This window comes from Kaistia adipata DSM 17808 (genome assembly GCF_000423225.1).
GTDB lineage: Bacteria > Pseudomonadota > Alphaproteobacteria > Rhizobiales > Kaistiaceae > Kaistia > Kaistia adipata.
Window position 1 is genome coordinate 99,825 of record NZ_KE383992.1, and the last position, 23,055, is coordinate 122,879.

17 protein-coding genes are annotated in these 23,055 nt (G+C 68.2%); 12 read left to right on the forward strand and 5 right to left on the reverse strand.

The window, feature by feature from the left end:
• The first annotated feature begins 13 nt into the window (after nt 1-13).
• Entirely contained in the window at nt 14-1,309 is a 1,296-nt protein-coding gene (locus G539_RS0120705) for an ROK family transcriptional regulator (protein ID WP_051231864.1), read from the forward strand.
• Here the strand turns inward: G539_RS0120705 and G539_RS0120710 are convergent.
• Nucleotides 1,281-2,441, reverse strand: a complete 1,161-nt coding sequence (locus G539_RS0120710) for an ROK family transcriptional regulator (RefSeq protein ID WP_084640152.1) — start codon at nt 2,439-2,441, stop codon at nt 1,281-1,283. The genes G539_RS0120705 and G539_RS0120710 overlap by 29 nt on opposite strands.
• Before the next feature lie 389 nt (nt 2,442-2,830).
• On the opposite strand from G539_RS0120710, the gene G539_RS0120715 reads away from it, so the two are divergent.
• From G539_RS0120715 to G539_RS0120745, 7 genes are all read left to right on the forward strand, one after another.
• Nucleotides 2,831-4,096: an ABC transporter substrate-binding protein gene (locus tag G539_RS0120715; RefSeq protein WP_029076900.1), complete on the forward strand. Its 1,266-nt coding sequence runs from the start codon at nt 2,831-2,833 to the stop codon at nt 4,094-4,096.
• A gap of 68 nt (nt 4,097-4,164) precedes the next feature.
• Nucleotides 4,165-5,112 carry a carbohydrate ABC transporter permease gene (locus G539_RS0120720; RefSeq protein ID WP_029076901.1) on the forward strand — a complete coding sequence of 316 codons (948 nt, stop codon included), beginning with the start codon at nt 4,165-4,167 and terminating at the stop codon, nt 5,110-5,112.
• The gene (locus G539_RS0120725) at nt 5,105-6,007 is read left to right on the forward strand and encodes a carbohydrate ABC transporter permease (protein WP_156912087.1); all 903 of its coding nucleotides are present in this window, start codon (nt 5,105-5,107) and stop codon (nt 6,005-6,007) included. The genes G539_RS0120720 and G539_RS0120725 overlap by 8 nt, the downstream gene beginning before the upstream one ends.
• Before the next feature lie 25 nt (nt 6,008-6,032).
• Nucleotides 6,033-7,139, forward strand: a complete 1,107-nt coding sequence (locus G539_RS0120730) for an ABC transporter ATP-binding protein (protein WP_029076903.1) — start codon at nt 6,033-6,035, stop codon at nt 7,137-7,139.
• A gap of 42 nt (nt 7,140-7,181) precedes the next feature.
• Nucleotides 7,182-7,946: an SDR family NAD(P)-dependent oxidoreductase gene (locus G539_RS0120735; protein WP_029076904.1), complete on the forward strand. Its 765-nt coding sequence runs from the start codon at nt 7,182-7,184 to the stop codon at nt 7,944-7,946.
• Between the two features lie 42 nt (nt 7,947-7,988).
• Entirely contained in the window at nt 7,989-8,972 is a 984-nt protein-coding gene (locus tag G539_RS0120740; protein WP_029076905.1) for a sugar phosphate isomerase/epimerase family protein, read from the forward strand.
• Nucleotides 8,973-9,147: 175 nt separating this feature from the next.
• A complete protein-coding gene (locus G539_RS0120745; RefSeq protein WP_029076906.1) occupies nt 9,148-9,957 on the forward strand; it encodes an SDR family NAD(P)-dependent oxidoreductase in 810 nt (269 codons plus the stop codon).
• A gap of 262 nt (nt 9,958-10,219) precedes the next feature.
• On the opposite strand, the gene G539_RS0120750 is transcribed toward G539_RS0120745, so the two are convergent.
• From G539_RS0120750 to G539_RS0120765, 4 genes are all read right to left on the reverse strand, one after another.
• The gene (locus G539_RS0120750) at nt 10,220-14,533 is read right to left on the reverse strand and encodes a translocation/assembly module TamB domain-containing protein (RefSeq protein WP_029076907.1); all 4,314 of its coding nucleotides are present in this window, start codon (nt 14,531-14,533) and stop codon (nt 10,220-10,222) included.
• The gene (locus G539_RS0120755; RefSeq protein WP_245576931.1) at nt 14,533-16,413 is read right to left on the reverse strand and encodes an autotransporter assembly complex protein TamA; all 1,881 of its coding nucleotides are present in this window, start codon (nt 16,411-16,413) and stop codon (nt 14,533-14,535) included. Before G539_RS0120755 ends, G539_RS0120750 begins: the two co-directional genes overlap by 1 nt.
• 257 nt (nt 16,414-16,670) lie before the next feature.
• Complete coding sequence (locus tag G539_RS0120760; RefSeq protein ID WP_425402373.1) at nt 16,671-18,053, reverse strand: FAD-containing oxidoreductase; 1,383 nt, start codon at nt 18,051-18,053, stop codon at nt 16,671-16,673.
• Nucleotides 18,054-18,081: 28 nt separating this feature from the next.
• Nucleotides 18,082-18,360, reverse strand: a complete 279-nt coding sequence (locus G539_RS0120765; RefSeq protein WP_029076910.1) for a GNAT family N-acetyltransferase — start codon at nt 18,358-18,360, stop codon at nt 18,082-18,084.
• A gap of 335 nt (nt 18,361-18,695) precedes the next feature.
• On the opposite strand from G539_RS0120765, the gene G539_RS25665 reads away from it, so the two are divergent.
• The 4 genes from G539_RS25665 to G539_RS0120785 all read left to right on the forward strand — a co-directional run bounded on the left by G539_RS25665 (nt 18,696) and on the right by G539_RS0120785 (nt 23,055).
• Complete coding sequence (locus G539_RS25665; RefSeq protein WP_051231866.1) at nt 18,696-19,442, forward strand: FadR/GntR family transcriptional regulator; 747 nt, start codon at nt 18,696-18,698, stop codon at nt 19,440-19,442.
• A complete protein-coding gene (locus tag G539_RS0120775) occupies nt 19,439-20,614 on the forward strand; it encodes a PLP-dependent transferase (RefSeq protein WP_029076911.1) in 1,176 nt (391 codons plus the stop codon). Before G539_RS25665 ends, G539_RS0120775 begins: the two co-directional genes overlap by 4 nt.
• Before the next feature lie 31 nt (nt 20,615-20,645).
• A complete protein-coding gene (locus G539_RS0120780) occupies nt 20,646-21,908 on the forward strand; it encodes an ABC transporter substrate-binding protein (protein WP_029076912.1) in 1,263 nt (420 codons plus the stop codon).
• Between the two features lie 211 nt (nt 21,909-22,119).
• A complete protein-coding gene (locus G539_RS0120785; RefSeq protein WP_029076913.1) occupies nt 22,120-23,055 on the forward strand; it encodes a carbohydrate ABC transporter permease in 936 nt (311 codons plus the stop codon).

Genomic DNA, 23,055 nt, shown 5'->3' on the forward strand with positions numbered 1-23,055 from the left:
CGGACGATCCTCCATGATCTCCCCCGGCGGCAACGACATCTTGATCAAATCCCAGAAGGCAGCGAGCGACCTTTCCGGCTCCAATTCCGGTCTCGCGGCAAGCCACAATCAGGCCGTCATCCTGCGCTCGATCCGCTGGAACGCGCCGATCTCGCGCACCGAGCTCGCCGCCCGCTCCGGGCTGAGCAAGCAGGCCGTGGCGCGCATCACCGAGAAGCTCATCGACGACGGCCTCGTCGTCGAGGCGCGGCGGCGCTACGGCATGCGCGGCCAGCCGGCGATCGAGCTGGAGATCAACCCGGAGGGCTGTTTCGCCATCGGCGCCGGCATCGGCCGCGACCACCTGACCATCGTCGCCGTCGACGCGCTCGGCACGGTGCGCGACCGCATCCACCGCGAAGAGCGCTTCATGCTGCCGGACGCCTTCTTCGCGGAGATGAAGGAGGCGCTGAAGACCTTTCGCCGGCGGCGCGCCATCGACGAGACGCGGCTGGCCGGCATCGGCGTCGCCATCCCCGACTGGCTCGGCGAAATCCCCTTCATCGGCATGCCCGATGAATATCGCCTGTGGCGCAGCGTCGATGTGCGCGAGCGCTTCGCCCGCTTCACCGACCATCCGATCCTGATCGACAACGACGCCACGGCGGCGGCGATCGGCGAGCTGACCTATGGCCTCGGCGGCGAGATCCGCAGCTTCTTCTATATCTTCTTCGGCTCCGGCCTCGGCGGCGGCCTGGTGCTGGACGGCGCCTGCTATCACGGCACCACCGGCATCAGCGGCGAGATCGGCTGGCTGCCGGTGACGCTTCCCGAGGCGCCGGCCGGCGAGCGCGTGCAGCCGCTCGGCCAGGTCGTGTCGCTGTTCATCCTGTACGATTTCCTCGCCGGCCACGGCATCCATGTGGCGCGCCCGCAGGACCTGCTCGGGCTCGACGCGCGCGGCAAGGCGCTGCTCAGCGAATGGCTGCGGCTCGCCGCCGGCCACATCGCCGAGGCGGCGATCGACATCGGTCTCCTGATCAATCCCGACGCGGTGCTGATCGGCGGCCGCATCCCGGTGACCATCCTCGACGAATTGCTGGCCTATGTGCGCGAGGCGCTGGCGCGCGATCCGCGCCCGACGCCGCGCATCCATCGCGCCGCCGGTTCCGAGGACGCGGCAGCGCTGGGCGCCGCGACCATGCCGCTCTCGCACGCGCTGCGGCTGGAATCGGCCGACCCGGCGCAATTGACCCGGTCGCCGCTGCGCGGCAGCGCCGACCGCCCTCCGACCCGGCCGCTCAGGCTGCCGAGCCCGACACCGCCATAGACGGCGGGCGGAACGGCCGGCGCGGGTCCGGCAGCAGGAATTCCAGGAAGGGCATGGCGGCGATGCCGAGCAGGACCGCATCCTCGTCCAGCGTGCCGCGCCGAAGCTCCGGCAGCCAGTAGGGCTGCGTCGGCTCGATCATCCGCTCCAGCCGGCGCGCGCCCAGCCTCTCGACCAGCGCGTCGAGCAGCGCCGCCGGCAGGCGGCCGCCGACGAAGATGACGCGCGGCGCCAGGAAGGCGGAGATCGCGATCAGCGAATCCATGAGATGCGCGCTCGCATCCTCGAGCCAGCGTTCCACCGCCGGGTCGGCGGGGTCGCGCCCGTCGAGGGCGGCCGTCGCCAGAACCTCGTCGAGCGGCCGGCCGTCCTCGCCGGTCCGCATCGCGCCGAGCCGGCCGGCCTGGTGTTCCGCGCCGTTGAAAACCGCGCCGCCGATGATCATGCCGGCGCGCGTCGACGGTCCGAGCAGCACATAGACGAAGCTGTCGTCCGCCGCCGCCACCCCGAACTGCCGCTCGCCGAGCGCCGCCGCGATCGTGTCCGCCTCGACGATGACGGGAAGCGGCGCCAGCGCCGCGCGCACGGCCTCGATGCCGCCGGCCGCCGTCAGGCCGACGCCGAGGACGCGGCTGCCCTCGCGCCTGGCGAGCGTCTCCAACGCCCGGGAAGCGAGCGCGACCACCGCGGGCACCGGGTCGTCCCCATCGACGGCGACGGCATCCCGGAGCACCACGCGGCCGGCGAGATCGATCGCCACCAGGCTCGCGCGGCCGCCGGCGATGTCGACGCCGAGCGACACGGCGCCATCCGGCACGATGGCAAAGCGGTTGGCGCGTGCACCGGCCTGGCCGGCTTCCTCGGCCACCAGCCCGTCCGCCTCGAGACGACGCACGATGTTGGTGATCCCCGGCACGGTGAGGCCGGTAACGCGGGCGAGATCCAGCCGGCTCATCGGGCCGTTCCGGCGCAAAGCCTCCAGCGTGACGCGCAGATTGTGATCGGCCGCGTGGACGAGATTCTGTCCGGCCGGCTGATGCGCCGTCCGCGCCATCGTCGGATCGGCGGAGCCCGGCCGGCGCGCCGACGCAGCTCGGTCCTGCGGACGGTCAAAGGGGCGGTCGCGACTCATGGTTCGGTGTCCTTGCTTCCTTCCCACGGGGAAAACCGCACGGGCGCAGCCCTTCCGGAAAAGCCCATCTAGCGGGACCGGTCAAGCCCGCCCCTGTCGTTCCCGCCGACGCCGCCCATGCGGCGACGCTGCCGGCCATCATGCGCCGCAACATCGCCAATCCCGCTGACGGTCCAACCGCTTAAGTATTCACGACGAGTCGGAGGCAGGCTTTCTTTCTGCACCGCAACGTAACCCTTCGTAATTGTCCAGCTCGTTGACAGGTTAATATCTTCATCCTAGAAAAAAAGCAGCGCCAAAATACGGGGAGACGCGCTGAACACCAACAAGAACAAGTAACCGCGCCAAACGGTCGCCAGTATCGAGCGGTACACCCAGGGAGAGAAACCATGACCTTCACGTGGAAGGCGAGCGCTGGTCTTTTGACCTTCGCTCTCCTGAGCGGCACGGCCCTTGCCGAGCCGAGGACGAACCTGCTGCACCAGTGGGCCACCGGCTCCGACGCCGCGGCGATCGCCAAGCTGGGCGAAATGTACACCGCCGCCGGCGGCAAGTGGGAGCAGACCTCGATCGCCGGCCACACGGCCAACACGCTGGCCAAGCTGCGCGCCGACGTCATCGCCGGCAACGCGCCGCCCGCCGTCCAGCTCAAGGGTCCCGAGATCGCCGAGTGGAACGAGACGGGCATGACCGCCAATCTCGACGAGCTCGCAACCGCCGAGGGCTGGGAGAAGGTCGTCGCGCCCGAGCTGCTGCCGGTGATGAAGCCGACCGGCAGCTGGGTCGCCGCGCCGATGAACATCCACCGCATCAACTGGCTGTGGTCGTCGCCCAAGGTCATGAAGGAAGCCGGCGTCGAGGCCGTGCCGAAGACCTGGGAAGAGTTCAACGCCGCCTGCGAGAAGGTCGTCGCCGCCGGCAAGATCTGCATCGCCCACTCGACCGCCGACTGGACGGATTCGACCGTGTTCGAGGTCGTCGTCTATGGCCAGGACATCGACCTCTATCGCAAGGCCTTCGTCGAGGGCGACGTCGACGCGCTGCGCAGCGACGGCATGGTCAAGGCGCTGACGCAGCTGCGCCTGATGACCTCGAAATACATGGATCCCGGCATGGTCGGCCGGGACTGGGATACGATGTCGGCGATGGTCGGCCGCGGCGACGCCGCCTTCCACATCATGGGCGACTGGACCATCGGCCTCCTGACCGCGGCCGGCTTCAAGGAAGGCACCGACTACACCTGCAGCCAGGCGCCAACCGACTGGGGCAAGCCCGGCTTCATCCTGAACGCCGACTCCGTCGTCTTCTTCAAGCAGAAGGATCCGGACTTTATCGAAGGCCAGCAGCTGCTCGCCAAGACGATCCTGTCGCCGGAGTTCCAGACGGTGTTCAACCAGGCCAAGGGCTCGATCCCGGCGCGCCTGGACGTCGACCTGTCGCAGGGCTTCAACCCCTGCCAGCAGCTGTCGCAGAAGGACCTGCAGGCCTCGATCGAGGCCGGCACGCTGGTCCGCTCGATGGCCCACAACATGACCATCCCGCAGAAATACCGCGGCGCGATCATGGATACGGTCACCGAGTTCGTGAACACGCCCGCCATGACGCCGGAACAGGCGGCCACCGCGATCGCGGATGCCGTCGAGGCCCAGATGTAACGAACCGCCTTGTCGGGCGCGGTGCCCCGCGCCGCGCCCGATCCTTCGTTCTCATGACAGGGCCAGCCATGTCGACCATCGATGCGGATGCCGGCCGGATTTCCGGAGCGGACAATCCGAGGCCAACGTGGCGGGAGCGCCTCGTCCGGATCTCGCCCATCCTGATCCTGGCGCCGTCGCTGGCGGCCTCGTTCATCTACGTCTTCGTCTTCACGATCTGGACGCTCTACATCTCGCTGTCCAACTCGTCGCTCCTGCCCAGCTACGGCTTTGTCGGCCTCGACAACTACGCCTCGCTGTGGAGCAACCGGCGCTGGAACATCGCCTACAGCAATTTGTTCCTGTTCTCCGCCTTCTACATCGTCGGCGCCATGGCGATCGGCCTGGCCCTCGCCATCCTGATCGACCAGAAGGTCCGCGGCGAAGCGATCTGGCGAACGATCTTCCTCTATCCGCTCGCCGTCTCGTTCATCGTCACCGGCACGGTCTGGAGCTGGCTCTACAACCCGACCGACGGCATCCAGATGCTGGTCCGCGGCCTCGGCTGGACGGATTTCAACTTCGCCCTCGCCTCCGACCGCAACACGGCGATCTATGCCATCATCATCACCGGCATCTGGCAGAGCTCGGGCTTCGCCATGGCGCTGTTCCTCGCCGGGCTCCGATCGGTCGACCCCGACCTCGTCAAGGCGGCGCAGATCGACGGCGCCTCCACCTTCCGAACCTATCGCAGGGTGATCCTGCCGGTGATCGCGCCGATCTTCCTGGCCGTCGCGGTCGTGCAGATCCAGTTCGCCATCAAGACCTTCGATCTCGTCGCGGCGCTGACGCGCGGCGGCCCGGGCATCTCGACAACCTTCCCGGCGATCTATGTCTACGACCTGATGTTCCAGCGCGGCCAGATCGGCGAAGGCGCCGCCGCCGCGATCATGATGCTGGCGGCCCTCGCCGTCGTGCTGGTGCCCTACTCCTTCTTCATCGTCTGGCGTCATCGCAGGGAGAGCCGCCATGGCTGATGCCGCGCTCGCCCGCGTCCATGATCGGGAGGCCGCCGCCGCCTTCCGCCGGCATTACCTGAGCCGGTTGGCGATCTATGGCCTGCTTTCGATCTTCGCGATCATCTATCTGGTGCCGCTGCTGGTGGTCGTGTTCAACTCGTTCCGCGACCAGGCGGAGATCGCCCAGAACGGCCTGATCGCCTTCCCGCGCAGCTTCGCCTTCCATGCCTGGGCCGACGCCTGGAGCAGCTACTGCATCGGCGGCACCTGCGAGGGCATGAAGCGCAACTTCATGAACTCGCTCTGGATGGCGATCCCGGCGACGATCCTCTCCACTTTGCTCGGCGCGCTGAACGGCTACGTGCTGTCGAAATGGCGCTTCAAGGGCTCCGAAGTGCTGTTCACGCTGATGCTGCTCGGCGTGTTCATGCCGGGGCAGATCGCGCTGATGCCCTGGGCCTTCATCCTCGGCAAGCTCGGCCTGACCAACTCGACCTACGGACTGATCCTCGTCCATGTCATCCAGGGCATCTCGTTCACGACGCTGTTCTGCCGCAACTACTACGTCTCGATCCCGGACGACCTGATCAAGGCGGCGCGCATCGACGGCGCCGGCCTCTGGCGCATCTTCCGCCGGATCATCCTGCCGCTGTCGCCGCCGATCCTGATCGTCACGGTGATCTGGCAGTTCACCGGCATCTGGAACGAATACCTGTTCGGCGTGGTGTTCACCTCGGGCCGCGAGCAGCCGATCACCGCCGCGCTGGTGGCGCTGACGGCGAGCGGCACCAATGTCCGCAACTACGACGTGATGAGCGCCGCCGTGCTGATCGGCGCGCTGCCGCCGCTGCTCGTCTACTTCTTCGGCGGCAAGTATTTCGTCCGGGGCCTCACCCAGGGCGCCATCAAGTGAGACGCGATCCAAGGATGAGGCCTGCATGTCTTCGCTGACCATTCGCAACCTGCGCAAGAGCTTCGGATCCGTCGAGGTCCTGAAGGGCATCAACATCGAGGCGCGCACCGGCGAGTTCATCGCGCTGGTCGGCCCGTCGGGCTGCGGAAAGTCGACCCTGCTCGCCATGATCGCCGGGCTCGAAAGCGTCACTTCCGGCGAGATCCGGATCGGCGACCGGCTGGTCAATTCGGTGGCGCCGAAGGATCGCGACATCGCCATGGTGTTCCAGTCCTACGCGCTCTATCCGACCATGACCGTGCGCGAGAACATCACCTTCGGCATGGAGAGCCGCGGCGTGCCGAAGCCGCAGCGCGACGAGGCGGTGAAGCGCGTCGCGGCACTGCTGCAGATCGAGCCGCTGCTCGCCCGCAAGCCCGGCCAGCTCTCCGGCGGCCAGCGCCAGCGCGTCGCCATGGGCCGCGCCCTGGTGCGCGACCCGAAGCTGTTCCTGTTCGACGAGCCGCTGTCCAATCTCGACGCCAAGCTGCGCGTCGACATGCGCACGGAGATCAAGAAGCTGCACCACCGCGTGGGCAAGACGACCGTCTATGTCACGCATGACCAGGTCGAGGCGATGACGCTCGCCTCCCGCATCGCCGTGATGCACCAGGGCGAGGTTCAGCAGTTCGACGAGCCGCAGACCGTCTATGACCGGCCGGCCAACATGTTCGTCGCCGGCTTCATGGGATCGCCGGCGATGAACTTCATTCCGGCGACGCTGACGACCGATGCGGAGGGCCGCCCGGCGGTGTCGCTGAAGGTCGGCGACGGCGCCGTGCTGGCGCTCGCCGAGGGAGCCGTACCCGGCACTACCGGGCGCGACGTCATCCTCGGCGTCCGGCCGGAGCACATCTTCCGCTACTCGCCGGAACTGAAGGCCAGCAAGAAGAGCCTCGCCACGGTCGAGGCGCCGGTCGAGATGGTCGAGCCCACCGGGGCCGAGACGATCGGGCTGATGCGCTTCGGCGACCTCGAGGTCACGGGCCGCTTCGACCCGGACGAGGCGCCGCGCATGGGCGAGACCATCACGCTCGGCATCGACATGTCGCATGCCTGCCTGTTCGACCCCACTACCCGCAAGCTCCTCTGAACCCGGCAGGCACCGGCGCATCCCTCCAACAGGCCGCAGTCCATGACCTTCGCATCCTACCCCAGCCTTTCCGGGCGCGTCGTCTTCGTGACCGGAGGCGCCTCGGGCATCGGCGCCGACATCGTCCGCGCTTTCGCCGGAACCGGTTCGAAAGTGGCCTTCGTCGACATCCAGGAGGAAGCCGGCAAGGCGCTCGCCGACGAGCTTGGCGGCGCGCAACACCGGCCCCTCTTCCGCCGCTGCGACCTGACCGACATCGAGGCGACCCAGGCAGTGATCGCCGAGATCGGCCGGGAACTCGGGCCGATCGGCGTCCTCGTCAACAACGCGGCCAATGACGACCGGCACGAGGTCGACGCCGTGACGCCCGACTACTGGGACTGGGCGCAGGCGGTGAACCTGCGGCCGCAATTCTTCACCGCCCAGGCGGTGCGGCCGCAGATGCGCGAGCTCGGCTATGGCTCGATCATCAATTTCTCGTCGATCGCCTGGCGCGGCGGCGCCCCCAACATGCCGGCCTACACCACCGCCAAGGCGGCCGTGCTCGGGCTGACGCGCAGCCTGGCGCGCGCCTTCGGCGCCGACAACATCCGCGTCAACGCGATCGAGCCCGGCGCCGTCATGACCGAGAAGCAGTACGCGCTCTGGTACAAGACGCCGGAGAGCGTCGATGCGCTGGTCAGCCGGCAATGCATCCGCACGGTGCTGCAGGGCGAGGAGATTGCCCGCACGGCACTATTCCTCGGCGCCGACGACAGCCGGATGATCACCAAGCAATCCATCATCGTCGACGGCGGATTGAGCTAGCGCCGCCCGCCCCGCAATCCCCTCGCCAGATCGGGACACGCCATGCTGCAAGTCGGACTGAACCCCTATGGACTGACCTACTATCTCGGCCTGCAGGGGCACGGCACGCCGCGCGCCAATCCGGACGGGCGCGGGCTCGAGGGCTTCATCGAACTGGCCACGGAACTCGGCGCGAAGACGATCGAGATCTTCGAGCCGTGGATCGCGGCACTCGACGACGACGCGGTGGCCGCGCTGAAGGCAAGACTCGCCGCGCTCGGCATGACGCCGGTGGTGAGCAGCGGGCTGAACCACGGGCCGCTCGACGGCGCTTTTCGCTCCGCCGCGCGGCTCGACGCCAGACTGATCCGCGTCTGCCTGACGCCGGTGCTCTGCGGCGATCGCAACGCCGTAGGCGAAAAATGGCATGAGCTGGTGCGCGGCGTGCACAAGGCGCTTGCCGACTATGCGCCGCGCGCGGTCGCGGAAGGACGGACGCTGGTGATCGAGAACCACCAGGATTTCACCTCCGACGAGTTGGTCGGCCTCTGCGAGGAGGCGGAGGGCGGCGTCGGCATCTGCTACGACACCGGCAACACGCTGCCGGTCGGCGAGGCACCGCTCGACTTCACCCGCCGCATCGCGCCCTGGGTCCGGCACGTGCACCTGAAGGACTACAACGTCCAGTTCACCGACGAGGGCTTTCGTCTCGTCCGCTGCGCCATCGGCGACGGTTTCGTGCCGTTCCAGGAAGTGCTGGGCATCCTCAAGGAGCACCATGACCACCTGACCGCCGTTCTGGAGCCGGGCGCGCTCGACGTGCGGCATGTCCGCCTGCTGACGCAGGACTGGTGGAACGGCTATCCGCCGCGCTCGGCGCGCTCGCTCGCCGCCTGCCTGCAGACCGCCCGCCGCAACCGCCTCGCCGACGACGCCGACTACCGCACCCCCTGGGAGCGCGGCGAGGACGGCGCGCTCGTCTCCTACGAGCTCGACATGATCCGGCGCAGCGTCGCCAACATGAAGGCGATCGGCGTCATGAGCTGAAACATCGGGAGACCTTTCACCTCTCCCTGAGGGAGAGGTCGACGCCCGCAGGGCGGCGGGTGAGGGTTTACGGCCTCACCGGAGAATTCCCTACCCCCTCACCCGGCTCTTCGAGCCGACCTCTCCCCCAGGGAGAGGTGAAGATCAAGAACCCCGCACCCAAAGGAGCTCGCAAATGAGCAAGGAACTCTCCGGCAAGGTCATCTTCGTCACCGGCTCGGGCCGCGGTCTCGGCCGCACCATGGCCGAAAAGCTGGCGAGCCTCGGCGCCGATGTCGCGATCCACGATCTCGAATGGACCGGCCCGGCGAAATATGGCGAGGCCAAGGACCTCGGCGAAGTGGCGGCCGAGATCGCCAAGCATGGCGTCCGCACCGTCGCCGTCACTGGCAATATCGGCGACCCGGCCGCCGTGCAGAAGATGAAGGAAGAGATCGAGGCGAAGCTCGGCACGGTCAACGTGCTGGTCAATTGCGCCGGCGGCGACATCGGCGCGTCCGGCAACAAGCCAAAGCCAAACGACGCGCTCCACATCTCGTTCGAGGACATCCAGGTCCTGACCAACAACAATCTGATCGGCACCATGCTGGTCTGCCAGGCCTTCGTGCCGCCGATGGTGGCGGCCGGCAACGGCTCGGTGATCAACATCGCCTCGGCCGCGGCGCATATGGGCTGCTCGCCGGAGGTCGTCTATTCGACGCTGAAGGCGGCCGTCGTGCACTACACGCGCTGTCTCGCCAAGGAGCTCTACGAGCAGGGCGTGCGGATCAATGCCGTCAGCCCCGGCCCGACCAAGTCGGCCCGCTTCCAGGCGACCCGCATCGTCGATCCAGCCAAGATGGATTCGTCGGGAAAATCGTTCAACCGCTATGCCGAACCGTCCGAGATCGCCGACGCCGTCGCCTTCCTCGCCGGCAACGGCTCGAAGTTCATCAACGGCCAGGTCATCCGCGTCGACGGCGGCCTGACGCTGTTCCCGGGGTAAGGAAGATTCCGTCTCCAGACCGCAATTCCGAAACTCGACCGTCATCCCGAGTTGCCCGGCGCAGCCGGGCCTCGAAGGAGGATTCAGGGAGCGCCCGCGACGTGCTTCAAAGGAGCTCCGCTGGACCCTCCTTCGAGGCTTCGCTCACGCGAAGCACCTCAGGATGATGGCGGAGCCACTGGAAACAACGCATTGTAGGCCGCCTTGAGCGGGCGGCCAGCCACCCATGCCCCTCACGCCGAAGCGAGCTTGGGCGTGCCCCTCAATAATCCCACTGCGCGCCGATGCCGACCTCGTTGGAGCCGTCGGCGCCGGCGGCGCCCTGGATGCGGATGTTGCGGGTCAAGTCGACGTCGACGGTGACCTTGCTCGAATCCGGCGTCGTGCCCTGCTGCACGCCGATATAGACCTTGTCGTTCAGCCGCTTGCCGATGCCGACCTGGCCACCCTTGCCGGAGGCGTCGGTACCGATGGACAGCGAGTCGACGCCGAGCGACTTGCGCACGGAATCGAGCACGCCCGGCCCCTTGCCCGAGAACTGCGCCACCGTCTGCGCCACCTGCAGCGCCTGGCCCGGCGTCAGCGTGCTGATCGCGCGTCCGAACAGCAGCCTGGCGATCACCTCGTCCTGCGGCAGGGTCGGCACCGAGGCGAAGCTTACCTCCGGCGACGAGGCGTTGCCGGTGATGATGATGCTGGCGGTGACGTCGCCGCCGGTGGTGTCGGCCTTGAAGTCGAGCTCCGGATCGAGGCTGCCATTGAAGGTGATCTTGCCCTGGGTGAAGTCGAGCTGACGGCCGACCACGTTGAACCGGCCGCGCTTCAGCTCGAAGCCGCCCAGCGTGATCATGTCGGCCGTCGTGCCGCGCAGCGTCAGGTCGCCGCCGAACTCGGCGTCCATGCCCATGCCGCGCACGAACACGCCGTTGGGGGCCGAGACGCGAAGGTCGAGGTCGGCGACGAAGGGGCTGGCCGGCTGGCTCTTCTTCTTGGCGGTGGCGGCGGCGCGCGCCTGGGCATGGGCACGGATGCCGGCCTTCGCCGCCGGCTGCTTGCCGGTGTTGACGTGGCGCACGGCGAGCGGGTCGAGACCGCCCGACGGCACGTCGGCGATGTTGATGTCGAGGCTACGGACGCGGATCTGGCCGGCGATCTTCGGCCGCGTCGCGACGGGGCCCTGGACGTTGATCGTGCCGTCGGCGACGAGCCGCATCAGGTCGCTCGAGACGAGCGTCGCCTTCTGCAGCGTCACCTCGATGGCGGCGGGAAAGCCCTGCGCCGGATCGAGGCCGATATTGCCCTTGCCGACGATGCGGCCGCCCTGGACCGTCTGGGCCGAGAAGGACGAGACCTGGATGGCGCGGTCGGTGCCGGTCAGCACCGCCTGGATGTTCGAGAGCGCGATGCCGTTCAAGGAATCGTTGTAGCTGGCGCCCGAGACCTTCACCGTGCCCGAGGCGCGCGGCGCCGAGGTCGGGCCGCCCAGCGCCGCGTCGATGACGGCCTTGCCGCGCACATTGCCGCCCGAGGTGGCGAGCGCCGTATTGGCGATGGCGAGGTCGATCGCGCCCTTGATCCTGAGGTCCATGTCGCCGCCGGCGATCGACACCGAGCCGTTGATCGTCAGCCCGGAAACCGAAGGCGCCTTGATCGTCGCGTCGACGCCGACCCGGCCGCCGCCGAGCTTGCCCTTGGCGGTGATGTCGAACGGGCCGAGGCCGGCCTTGGCGATGTCGGCATTGCTGAGCTTGGCGATGCGGAGGTCATAGTCGCCGGCCGGCGCGGAGGCCGATCCGGTGACGCGGGCCGTGCCGCTCAGCGTGCCCTTCATGTCGAGCGTCGGCGAGGCGAGCGAAGCCAGCGCCAGCGGCAGGTTGCGCAGGTCGACATTGAGGTCGAGCGTCTCGCCGGCGCGGCCGCTGATCGTGGTGCGGCCGTCGCCGGTCGCGAGCACCAGTCGGTCGATGGTGACCCCGCCCTTGGCGATGGCGATGTTGGCCGGCGAGGCGAGCGTCACATTGGCGCCGGTGCGGGCGATCTTCAGCGCGTCGAGGCGGATATTCGTCGCGGCGCCGGCGGGCGAGATGCGCGCCTTGCCGTTGACGCTGGCGCCGAGCAGCGCCGTGTCGAGGGTGACGTCGGTGTCCGAGCCGGCGCTCTTCGCCGTCACGGTCGCCTTCTCGATGGTCTGGCCGCCGGCGACGACGCCGGAGAGAACCGCCTTGCCGTCGATGACCGGCGTGCCGGTCAGGTCGGCGATGCGGGCATTGATGTCGGCCTTGTCGACGCGGTTGCCGGCGACGCGGAGGCCCGCGGCCGAGGCATCGACGGCGACGCGCTGGGCGCCGTTCGGGGCATCGAGCACGATCGTGGCGTCGAGGCGGCCGGCGAGTTCGGTCAGCACCAGCGCCGAGAGGTCGGCGAGGTTGGAGGCGGCAACGGTGATCTTGCCGTCGACGAGGCCGGAAGCCGCGAGGCTCGCCGCGCCCTTGGCGCGGACGGCGCCGACCGCGAGGTCGAGGTCGTCGAGGCGTCGGCCGCCATCGGCGAGCGAGGTCAGCCGGGCGCCGCCCGTGGCCGGCTTCCCGGCGAGCTTGCCGTCGAGCGCCACCGTGCCGCCGGGCAGGCCCGTCAGGTCGGTCAGGTCGACGGTGAGCGCGAGGTTCTCGATCTTCTGATCCATGGCCATGCCGGCCGGAATCGCCACCTTGCCGGTGAGGCCGAGCGCGTCGAGGCCGCCGGTGAAGCGCAGATCGGCATTGGCGGCGCCGGAGACGCGCGGATCGAGCTGCTTCAGATCGGCGAGCTTGATGCGCGCGGCGAGATCGGCGCTCGCCTTCTCGATGGCGCCGTCGACGGCGACGTCGAGGCCCTTGGCGGCGAGCGTCAGGTCGCGGACGGCGATGCGGCCGTCCTCGGCGAGCGAGACGGCGCCCTTGACCCGGCTCTCGCCGGCGAAGAAATCGTCGACCTGGGCGATGCCGGTGGCGATCCCCTGCGACGTGCCGTCGAGATCGACAGCGACGCGGCGCTTCGACGGATCGGCGTCGATCTTCGCCTCGAGCACGGCGCTGCCGGAAAGCGGGCGGCCGGCGAGGCCGGAGAAGGCGGCGAGGTTCAATCGCTCGAGCCGGAGCGTGCCCTTGACGTCGTTGGCGGCGGCGGAGCCGGCGAAGGTGAGATCGAGCGGTTCCAGCGCGACCTTGGCGGAGGTAAGCGCGGCGCCGGCATCGCCAACGGCGCCCGCCGCCTGCAGCCGGGCCGTCTTGCCGAGCGCCGCGGCGACCTGCGGATCCGCGGCGGCAAGGCCGCTCGCGGTGCCGTCGACGGTGAAATCGAGACCGCCGGCAGTGGCCGGCGTGGTCTTGGCAACGACCTGAAGGTCGGCCACGTCATAGCCGAAACCGGCGAGCGACTTGGCCGTCAGCGTCGCGTCGACATTGGGGGTGGCGAAGGCGCCGTTGACGGCGGCGTTGAGCCGCCAGTTCGCCCAGGTGACGCCGGGCGCGAAGGCGGCGAAATGCGACGGGTCACCACCGACCAGGTCGAGCTTGACGTCGGCCGTCTTGGCCTTGGTGTCGAGCGAGCCGACCAGCGCCAGGCCGAAGCCGGAGGCGGTCGCGTTCAGGCCCTCGATGGCGATGCGGCCCTCGGGCTCGACGACCGCCGAACCGATCAGCGTCGTCTCGGCCGCGAAGAGCGGACGGACGGTGGCGGGAACCAGGCCCGCGATCTCGCCGGCGAGATCGAGCATGATCCGGCGGCCGGTCTCGACCTCCTTGACGGCGGCGGTGCCGCCGAGATGACCGGCGGCCCCCGCATCCAGCGCGATCTGGCCGTCCCAGTTGTCGAGCGGCGCATCACCCTTGACGGAGAGCGACAGCGCCGGAAGGCCCTCGATCTGGGCGAGGCGCGCAACCAGCCCGCCGGCCGGCTCCGAGGCCGTGACGTCGAGGGCGAGCGTGTCCGTGGTGGCGCCGTCACCCGGCGCATAGCGGACGCGGCCCTTGATCTCGCCCGGCGCATCCTCGCGCAGAAGCGCGAAATCGAGCGACAGCCCCTCGGCCGGATCGACCAGGCGGGCCGAGGCCTGCAGGTTCAGCACCGCGGCCATGCCGAGCACGGGCTCGCCGAGCTCGATCCTGGCGATGTCCAGCTTGTCGAGCGCGACGCGAATGAACGGAATGCCGCCGCCCGAGGATGTGTCCGGGGCCGCCGGCGGCAGCACCGGCTGGCGCGCCACGGCCACGCGATCGGCCGAAAGATCCGTGATCGCCACCTTGCCGGTGAGGAGTGACAGCGGATGCCAGGCGAGATGCAGCTTCTCGACCGAGGCGAACGGGCCCATGGCGTCGGCGGCGTCGATCCTGTCGATCGTCATGTCGGACGGCACGAAGCCGGAGATACCCTCGATGCGGACGGTCAGGCCGTTGCTGCTGGCGAGCCGGCTGGCGAGGCCGGCGAGCATGCTCTGGCCCGGGCCGGTCTGCAGGAAGCCGAAAGCGCCGACGAGCGCGATCAGGAGAACGATGAAGCCGACGCCGAGCCAGCGCAGGATCTTGAGAGCGCGGGTCATCAGAACGCTTGTCCAAGGCTGATATAGATGCCGTAACCCTTGTCGTCGGGCTCCGGATTGAGCGGCACGGCGACATCGAGCCGGACCGGACCGATGCCGGTATAATAGCGCAGGCCGAGGCCGGCCGCATATTTGAGATCGCCGAAATCTGGCACGGAATCTTCCGAGGCCGCGCCGAGATCGAAGAACGGCACCAGGCCGATCGTGTCGGTGACCTTGATGCGCGCCTCGGCCGAGGCGGTCAGGAAGCTGAGGCCGCCGATGATGTCGCCCTGCGCGTTGCGCGGGCTGGCCGACTGGTAGTCGTAACCGCGCAGCGAACCGCCGCCGCCGACATAGAAGCGCCGCTGTGGCGGCACGTCGAGCAGGTCGGCGCCGAAGATCGTGCCGGCGGAGACGCGGCCGGCGAGGATGTAGCGCTTCTCCTCGTCGAGCGCCTTGTAGGACGACAGCGAGCCCTTGAACATCATCGGCCCGGCGCTGGCCTGGCCGAGATAGGCGAAGGGCTCGAAGGTGCCCGAGGCACGAATGCCCTTCGACGGATCGAGCGCGTTGTCGGTGGTGTCGTAGGCGACCTCGATCGGCACGCCGATGATGAGATCGTCGCGCGAGCCGGTGGCGTCCTGGACATGCGCCTGCTCGAAATCGAGCCCGACCTGCACGGAGAACTGGTCGGAATAATTGCGCCGGACGCCGGCCGTGACGGTCACCGCCTCGCGCACATAGGCGTCGGTGACCTCGCGCAGCACCGCCGCCTGGGCGACGAGATCGTCGATCGGCGTCAGCACGCCCGGCTTGCCGAAGGTGGCGGCGAAGCGATAGCCGAGCGGATTCGAATCGGGCACCGCCTCGGACGACTGGCCGAACCAGGAGACCTGGCCGTCTAGGCGCAGCGTCTCGGCACCGCCGAACAGGTTGCGATGGCCCCAGAAGGCGTTGATCGACGAGCCGTCGGTCGAGGAATACTTGGCGCCGAAGCCGATATAGCGCGGCTTGCGCTCGGTGACCTCGACATCGATCGGCAGGCGGCCGTCGGCGTCGAGCTTGTCGCCCTCGCGGATACGGACGCCGGAGAAGATCTCGTAGCGCAGCAACGACTTGCGCGTGTCGGCCAAGCGCTTCGGCGAGAACATCTCGCCCGGAATGATGCGCACCCGCTCGGCGACGAAGGAGGGCTTCACGCCTTCCATGCCGGAGACGGAGACCTGACCGAAGGCGACCGCCGGGCCGGGATCGACCATGTAGGTGACGTTGACGAGGTTCGACGCGTGGTCGGCGACGACGTCCTTGTCGACGACCTTCGCGAAGGCGTGGCCCTCGTCGCGGTAGAAATCACTGATGCGACCCTCGGCGTCGAGGATCACGCTCGACTTCGCGTCGGCGCCGGGCTCGATGCCGAGCTGGCGCAGGGTCGGCGCCATCGGCAGGGGCCGGTTGCGCGTGTCGACCAGCTTGATCTCGCCGAAATGGAACAGCGGCCCGGGCGTCACGTCGACCTGGACGGGAACCGGGCCTGCCGGCCGCGCCGCCTCGATTGCCTGCAGGATGTCCGGCGCGTCGAGATCGCGGCCGGCGATGGTGATGCGGATCGTGCCGGCGTAATAGCCGTTCGAATAGAGCGCGGCGGTGATCTCGTCGACGTCGGCGCGGGCGCGACGCAGCAGTCCGGCGGCGCCGGAAGGCGGCGACTTGCGCATCGACTGCAGCTTGGAGGCGGCGGTGATCGCCTTGCGCAGCGCGCGCGGCGCGTCGGGGACGTTGACGGTCGGCTTGTAGGAAACGGCGTCGGCGACGGGCTCGACCTTTTCCTTGCCGAAGAGCGAGCGAAAGCCGCTGAAAAAGCCGCCATCCTGCGCGTAGGTTGCCGTCGATCCAGCCATTACGACGACCATCGCCGAGGCGACGGTACGGCGGATCCCGCGCCGAGAGCGGATGCCGCGCGGTTTGAGGACAGGGACTTTCAACAGCACAACACCCATACACGTCGCCGGAACGCTACATCGGCAAGTCACGCTCCTGTCTCTATGAGACTATCCTTAACATTTACCATACACACCTCTTCGCGCCACCACCGCCCGTCGGCAAAAGGCGACGCGCACAACCGATCGGTACCCCGGCGACTGCGACATTTTGGCCGTCACGCGGGCTGGAAATCGCCCATCATGGTCGGCAGCAGTTCCGAGACGGTCGGATGGATGTGCATTCCCCGCCTGACGAGCGCGTAGGGCCGGCGGGCATACATGACGTCGATCAGCGAATGCACCGCCTCGTCGCAGCCGGTGCCGAGCAGGGCCGCACCCAGCAGTTCGCCGCTGTCGGCGTCGGCGACCAGCTTCATGAAACCCTGCGTCTCGCCCTTCTCGATCGCCCGGCTGACACGGGTCATCGGCCGCTTCGAGACCAGGATGCGGCGGCCGCTCTGCTCCGCCTCGGCCTGGCTCATGCCGACGCGGCCGAGCGGCGGATCGATGTAGAGCGCGTAGACGGGAATGCGGTCGGTGACGCGACGCGGATCGCCGTCGAGCAGGTTGGCGGCGACGATCTCGAAGTCGTTGTAGGAAGTATGGGTGAAGGCACCGCGGCCGTTGCAGTCGCCCAGCGCCCAGATGCCGTCCACATTCGTTCTCAGCGCGTCGTCGACGATGACATAGCCATGCGCGTCGACGGCGATGCCAGCCTTCTCGATGTCGAGGTCGTCGGTGTTGGGGCGACGCCCCGTGGCGACCAGGAGATGCGAGCCGGACACGGTCCGGAGCCCGTTCGGCCCGTCATGGCTGACCGCGATCCCGCCTCCCGGCGCCCGCCCGACCGTCAGGTTGACCGCGCCGACGACGATCTCGATCCCCTCCGCCGCCAGGATTTCCGACACCGCGCGCGAGACGTCCTCGTCCTCGCGCCGGATCAGGCGGGGCCCGGTCTCGAACACCGTCACCCTGGCGCCGAACCGGCGATAGGCCTGCGCGAATTCCAGCCCGACATAGCTGCCGCCGATGACCAGGAGGTGCTCCGGCACGACGTCGAGGTCCATCATCGTGCTGTTGGTCAGGACCGGCACGTCGGCGATGCCGGGAATGTCCGGGATCACGGCGCGGCCGCCGACATTGATGAAGATGCGGTCGGCGGTGAGGACGTCGCCGCCGACGCGGACGCTGCGGTGGTCGGCGAAACGGGCATGGCCGCGATGGAACGTGCAGTTCTCCATCCGCTCGATCCAGGCGGTGACGCCCTCGCGCGAGGCGCCGGAAACCGCGTCGGCGCGGGCCTTCACCTTGCGCATGTCGACGCCGACCGCCCCCTCGAGGACGACGCCATATTCGGCGGCGCGGCGCGCCATCTGGGCCGCCTTGGCGCTGGCGACCAGCGTCTTGGTCGGCGTGCAGCCGGTGTTGACGCAGGTGCCGCCGACGAGGTTGCGCTCGATGATGGCGACCTTCTGGCCGGCGGCGCCGAGGCGGCCGGCGAGCGGCGGTCCGGCCTGTCCGGTGCCGATGATGATGGCGTCATAGGCAGGCATCGGCATCTCCGTAGGGCCGGGAGCGGGGCCGCGTTCAGTCGCTGACGAGGTCGGCATACTCGCTGTGCCGGGCGATATAGGCCGCGACGAAGGGGCAGAGCGGATGGATCTTCGCGCCCTTGTCGCGCAGCCGGTCCAGCACGGCGCGGACCAGCCGGGTGCCGACGCCGCGGCCGGCGAGCTCGGACGGCACCTCCGTGTGGATCAGTTCCACGACGTCGCCCTGCAGTCGGTAGAGGATGAAGGCGACATGGCCGTCGACCTCCATCTCGAAACGTGTCGGCGTGATGTGAAGGTCCGGCTTGTCGCTCATCGTCGCGCGCCCCCGATTTCCGACATCAGGCTAGCAGGTCATGGCCCCGTCCAGAAGCGGCAGAATCGTCCTGTTTCGCGGCGCCTCCACTTTTTTGGCCCGCGCGTATCGGCGCCGCGCCACAACGGCAGGTCGACGGCCGCGAATGGAGGCGGGCCGTGACGGAAATCTGACACTTGACGAAAGGCCGAAGCTGTAGAAATGATCAGATGTCAGACCAATTCAGAGCCGCGACAGGCGGCCAGTGGGGATCGCAACGTGATCTGGACCGGCACGGAGATCTGGACCGTCCTGCAACAGCGCGGGCATCGCCCCGCGCGGCGGATGGCGCAGCCATGAGCCCCGCCTTTCCGGGCCTGACCCCGCTCCCCTCCTCCGACCGCGCTGCCATCGTCATGAAGGCGCTGGCCGACTTCATCGCCCAGTCCGGCGTCAAGCCGGGCGAGCGCCTGCCGACCGAGCGCGAGCTGATGCAGGCGCTGGCCGTCGGCCGTTCGACCGTGCGCGAGGTGATCCGCCAGTTCCAGGCGCTCGGCGTCGTCGAATCCCGCAAGGGCAGCGGCACCTATCTGCTGCGCGGCGTCTCGCCCGACACGATCCACATGCCGCTTTCGATCGATGCGAGCACGCTGCGCGAGGGCCTGCTGGCGACGCTCGACATCCGCCGCGGGCTCGAGGCCGAGGCCGGCGCGCTGGCGGCGGTGCGCCGCACCAGCGCCGATCTCGCCATCATCGAGCAGCGGCTGGAGGCGATGGAGAAGGTCCACCTCGCCGAGGGCACCTCGGGCAAGTACGACCTCGATTTCCACCTCGCCGTCTATGACGCCTCGCACAATCCGATGTTCGGGCAGTTGCTGGAGCAGATGCGCGAGGCGTTCGAACGCTTCTGGTCGACGCCGTTCGACCGGCCGGACTTCGCCGGCCGCTCCTTCCCGTTTCACCGCAAGCTGTTCGACGCGATCGCCGCGCAGGACCCCGAGCGCGCCCGCCACGAGACCCTCGCGATCCTCGAGATCGTCGAGGAAGACATCCGGGAGATGTCGCAGGACATCGCCCACCAATCCGACAAGGCATTGAAATGAACGACAGCGTCGAGTCCTTCGAGCACGCATCCCTTCTCGCCGCGCATGACGAGTCGAACGCCTATGACGCGGTCGTGCCGCCGATCGTGCAGACCTCGCTCTTCACCTTCTCGTCCTATGCCGAGATGGAAGAGACGTATAAGGGCAACAAGGTCCGCCCGGTCTACAGCCGCGGCCTGAACCCGACCGTCCGCATCTTCGAGGAGAAGGTGGCGGGCATGGAAGGCGCCGAGGACGGCCTCGCCTTCGGCAGCGGCATGGCGGCGATCTCCTCGACCGTCATCACCTTCGTCAAGCCGGGCGACCGCATCGTCTGCGTGCGCCACGTCTATCCCGACGCCTACCGCCTGTTCGAGACGCTGCTTTCCCGCTACGGCGTCACCGTCACCTATGTCGACGGCCGCGACGAGGCCGCCGTGGCGGCGGCGCTGCCGGGTGCGGCGCTCTTCTACATGGAGAGCCCGACCAGCTGGACGATGGAGGCGCACGACGTCAAGGCGCTCGCCGCGCTGGCAAAGAGCCACGGCGTGATCACGGCGATCGACAACAGCTGGGCGTCGCCCGTGTTCCAGCAGCCGATCAAGCTCGGCGTCGACCTGGTGCTGCATTCGGCCTCGAAATACCTCTCCGGCCACAGCGACGTCGTCGCAGGCGTCGTTGTCGGCTCGAAGGCGCTGATCGGCAAGATCCGCGGCCAGACCCTGCCCTATCTCGGCGGCAAGCTGTCGCCCTTCGACGCCTGGCTGCTGGTGCGCGGCCTGCGCACGCTGCCGATCCGCATGAAGGCGCATGAAGCCGCCGGCCTCAGCGTGGCCCGCCGCCTCGCCGACCACGACGCCGTCGCCTCGGTGTCGCATCCCGGCCTCGGCAACCAGCTGCCGCCGGGTCTCTCGGGCACGTCGGGCCTGTTCTCATTCACTTTCCGCGAGGGCGTCGTCGACATCCCCGCCTTCGCGGACAGGCTTCAGCTGTTCAAGCTCGGCGTGAGCTGGGGCGGCCACGAAAGCCTCGTCGTTCCGGCGCAGGTGGTGCTGGTGCAGGCGGCCGGACCCAATTCGGCGATCGACTTCGGCGTCGATCCCAACATGGTCCGCCTGCATGTCGGCCTCGAGGGGGCCGATGCGCTCTGGAACGATCTCGCCGCGGCGATCGACGCCGCCCGGCGTCCATAAGCACTGCAATCAACGAAGAGGGAGACCAACAATGTTCAAGAAGATCGCCGCAGCCGCCGTGATGACGGCGCTGCTCGCCGGATCGGCGCTCGCCGACACCAAGCTGAAGCTGGTGGAGGTGATCACCAGCCCCGAGCGCACCGAGACGCTGAAGGGCATCGTCAAGACCTTCGAGGAGGCCAATCCCGGCACGACGGTCGAGATCATCTCGCTGCCCTGGGGTCAGGCCTTCGAGAAGTTCGCGACCATGGTCGCGTCCGGCGAGACGCCCGACGTCATGGAGATGCCGGATACCTGGTTGTCGCTCTACGCCAACCGCGGCATGCTCGAGGACCTCGAGCCCTATCTCGCCAAGTGGGACGAGGCTTCCGACCTGAACGACCGCGCGCTCGAACTCGGCCGCTCGGTCAAGAACACCGCCTACATGCTGCCCTACGGCTTCTATCTGCGCGCGATGTTCTACAACAAGAACCTGTTCAAGGAAGCCGGCGTCACCGAAGTGCCGAAGACGCTGGCCGAGTTCGAGGAAGCCGCGAAGAAGGTTTCGGCGCTGCCGGGCAAGTCGGGCTACTGCATGCGCGGCGGCCCCGGCGGCCTGAACGGCTGGGTCATGTTCGGCGCCACCGCCAACGGCGACAACGCCTTCTTCAAGGAAGACGGCACCTCGACCTTCGCCGATCCGGGCTGGGTCAAGGGCCTCACCTACTTCACCGACCTGTACAAGAAGGGCTACGCCCCGAAGGACAGCGTCAACTGGGGCTTCAACGAGATCGTCGCCGGCTTCTATTCCGGCACCTGCGCGATGCTCGACCAGGACCCGGACGCGCTGATCGCCATCGCCGAGCGGATGAAGCCGGAAGACTACGGCATCATGACCATGCCGAAGGGCGAGAACGGCAAGACCTTCCCGACCATCGGCTATGCCGGCTGGTCGATGTTCTCGACGAGCGAGAACAAGGACGCCGCCTGGAAGCTGCTGGCGACTCTGGAAGGCAAGGAAGGCAACATCGCCTGGAACAAGAAGACGGGCGCCCTGCCGGCGCGCAAGTCGGCCGAGACCGACCCCTTCTACGCCAGCGAGCAGTTCAAGGGCTGGTTCGCCGAGCTCTCGGACAAGGACGTCGTCCCGACCGTCATGCCGACCTACCTGCCCGAGTTCGCCTTCTTCAAGGACTCGCTCGTGATCAAGACCAGCCAGCAGGCGCTGCTCGGCGAGATCACGCCGGAGGAGCTCGGCCAGCAGTGGGCCGAGTACATGACCAAGGCCCAGCAGAAGTTCCTCGCTTCCAAGTGAGGCCGCTTCTCGCCGGCTGAGCCGATGCCGGCCGGCACCAGTACCCGTCCGGCCCTCCTTTTCGGGAGGGCCGGACCCCGGCAGGGACGCTGCGGGATCGGAAGTCCCGCCTCCATGTGACACACGCTGCCGAAACGAGTTTTCGCGACTGCGACCTCCGCCGAAGAGAGGCTCCGCCAGGTTGCGACGAGACCAAAGGGATCGACTTTCGATGACAGAGGCCGTGAACGCCGCCCCCTACGGGCGCGACCGACGACCGTTCCTGCGGCGCCTCGCCTCGGCGAGCGAGCCCTATCTCTATTCCGCCCCGGCCCTGATCCTGATCGTCACCGTGATGCTGGTGCCGCTGGTGATCGGCATCTCCTACGCCTTCCGCGACATGACGCTGCTCGACCCGTTCTCGGGCGGCTTCATCGGCCTCGACCATTTCCGCGCGCTCGCCAAGGACAAGACGTTCTGGCAGGCGCTGAAGAACACGGTCTACTGGACCGGCTATTCGGTGGCGCTGCAGTTCTGCTTCGGCCTGATCCTGGCGCTCCTGCTCGACAAGCCGTTCCGCGGCCGCGGCCTGGCGCAGGCGCTCTGCTTCCTGCCCTGGGCTGTGCCGAGCTTCCTGTCCGGCCTCAACTGGGCGATGCTGTTCAATCCGATCGTCGGCCCGATCCCGCACTGGCTCTATGGCCTCGGCCTGATGAGCGCCCCGGACAACCTGCTGTCGAGCCCCGACCACGCCATGTGGGGCCCGATCATCGCCAATGTCTGGTGGGGCATCCCCTTCTTCGCCATCACGCTGCTGGCGGCGCTGCAGTCGATCCCGCGCGATCTCTACGAGGCCGCCGCCATCGACGGCGCCACGCCGTTCCAGCGCTTCCGCTCGATCACCCTGCCCTTCCTGGCGCCGACCATCGCCATCACCGTCATGCTGCGCACCGTCTGGATCGCCAATTTCGCCGATCTGATCGTCGTCATGACCAATGGCGGCCCGGCCGACCGGACCCAGATCGTCGCCAGCTACATCTTCACCCAGGCCTTCCGCAGGCTCGACTTCGGCTACGCCTCGGCGATCGCGATGGTGCTGCTCGCGCTGCTGCTCGTCTATTCGATGCTGATCGTCCTGCTGCGCCAGACCCTGCTCAGGGAGCGCTGA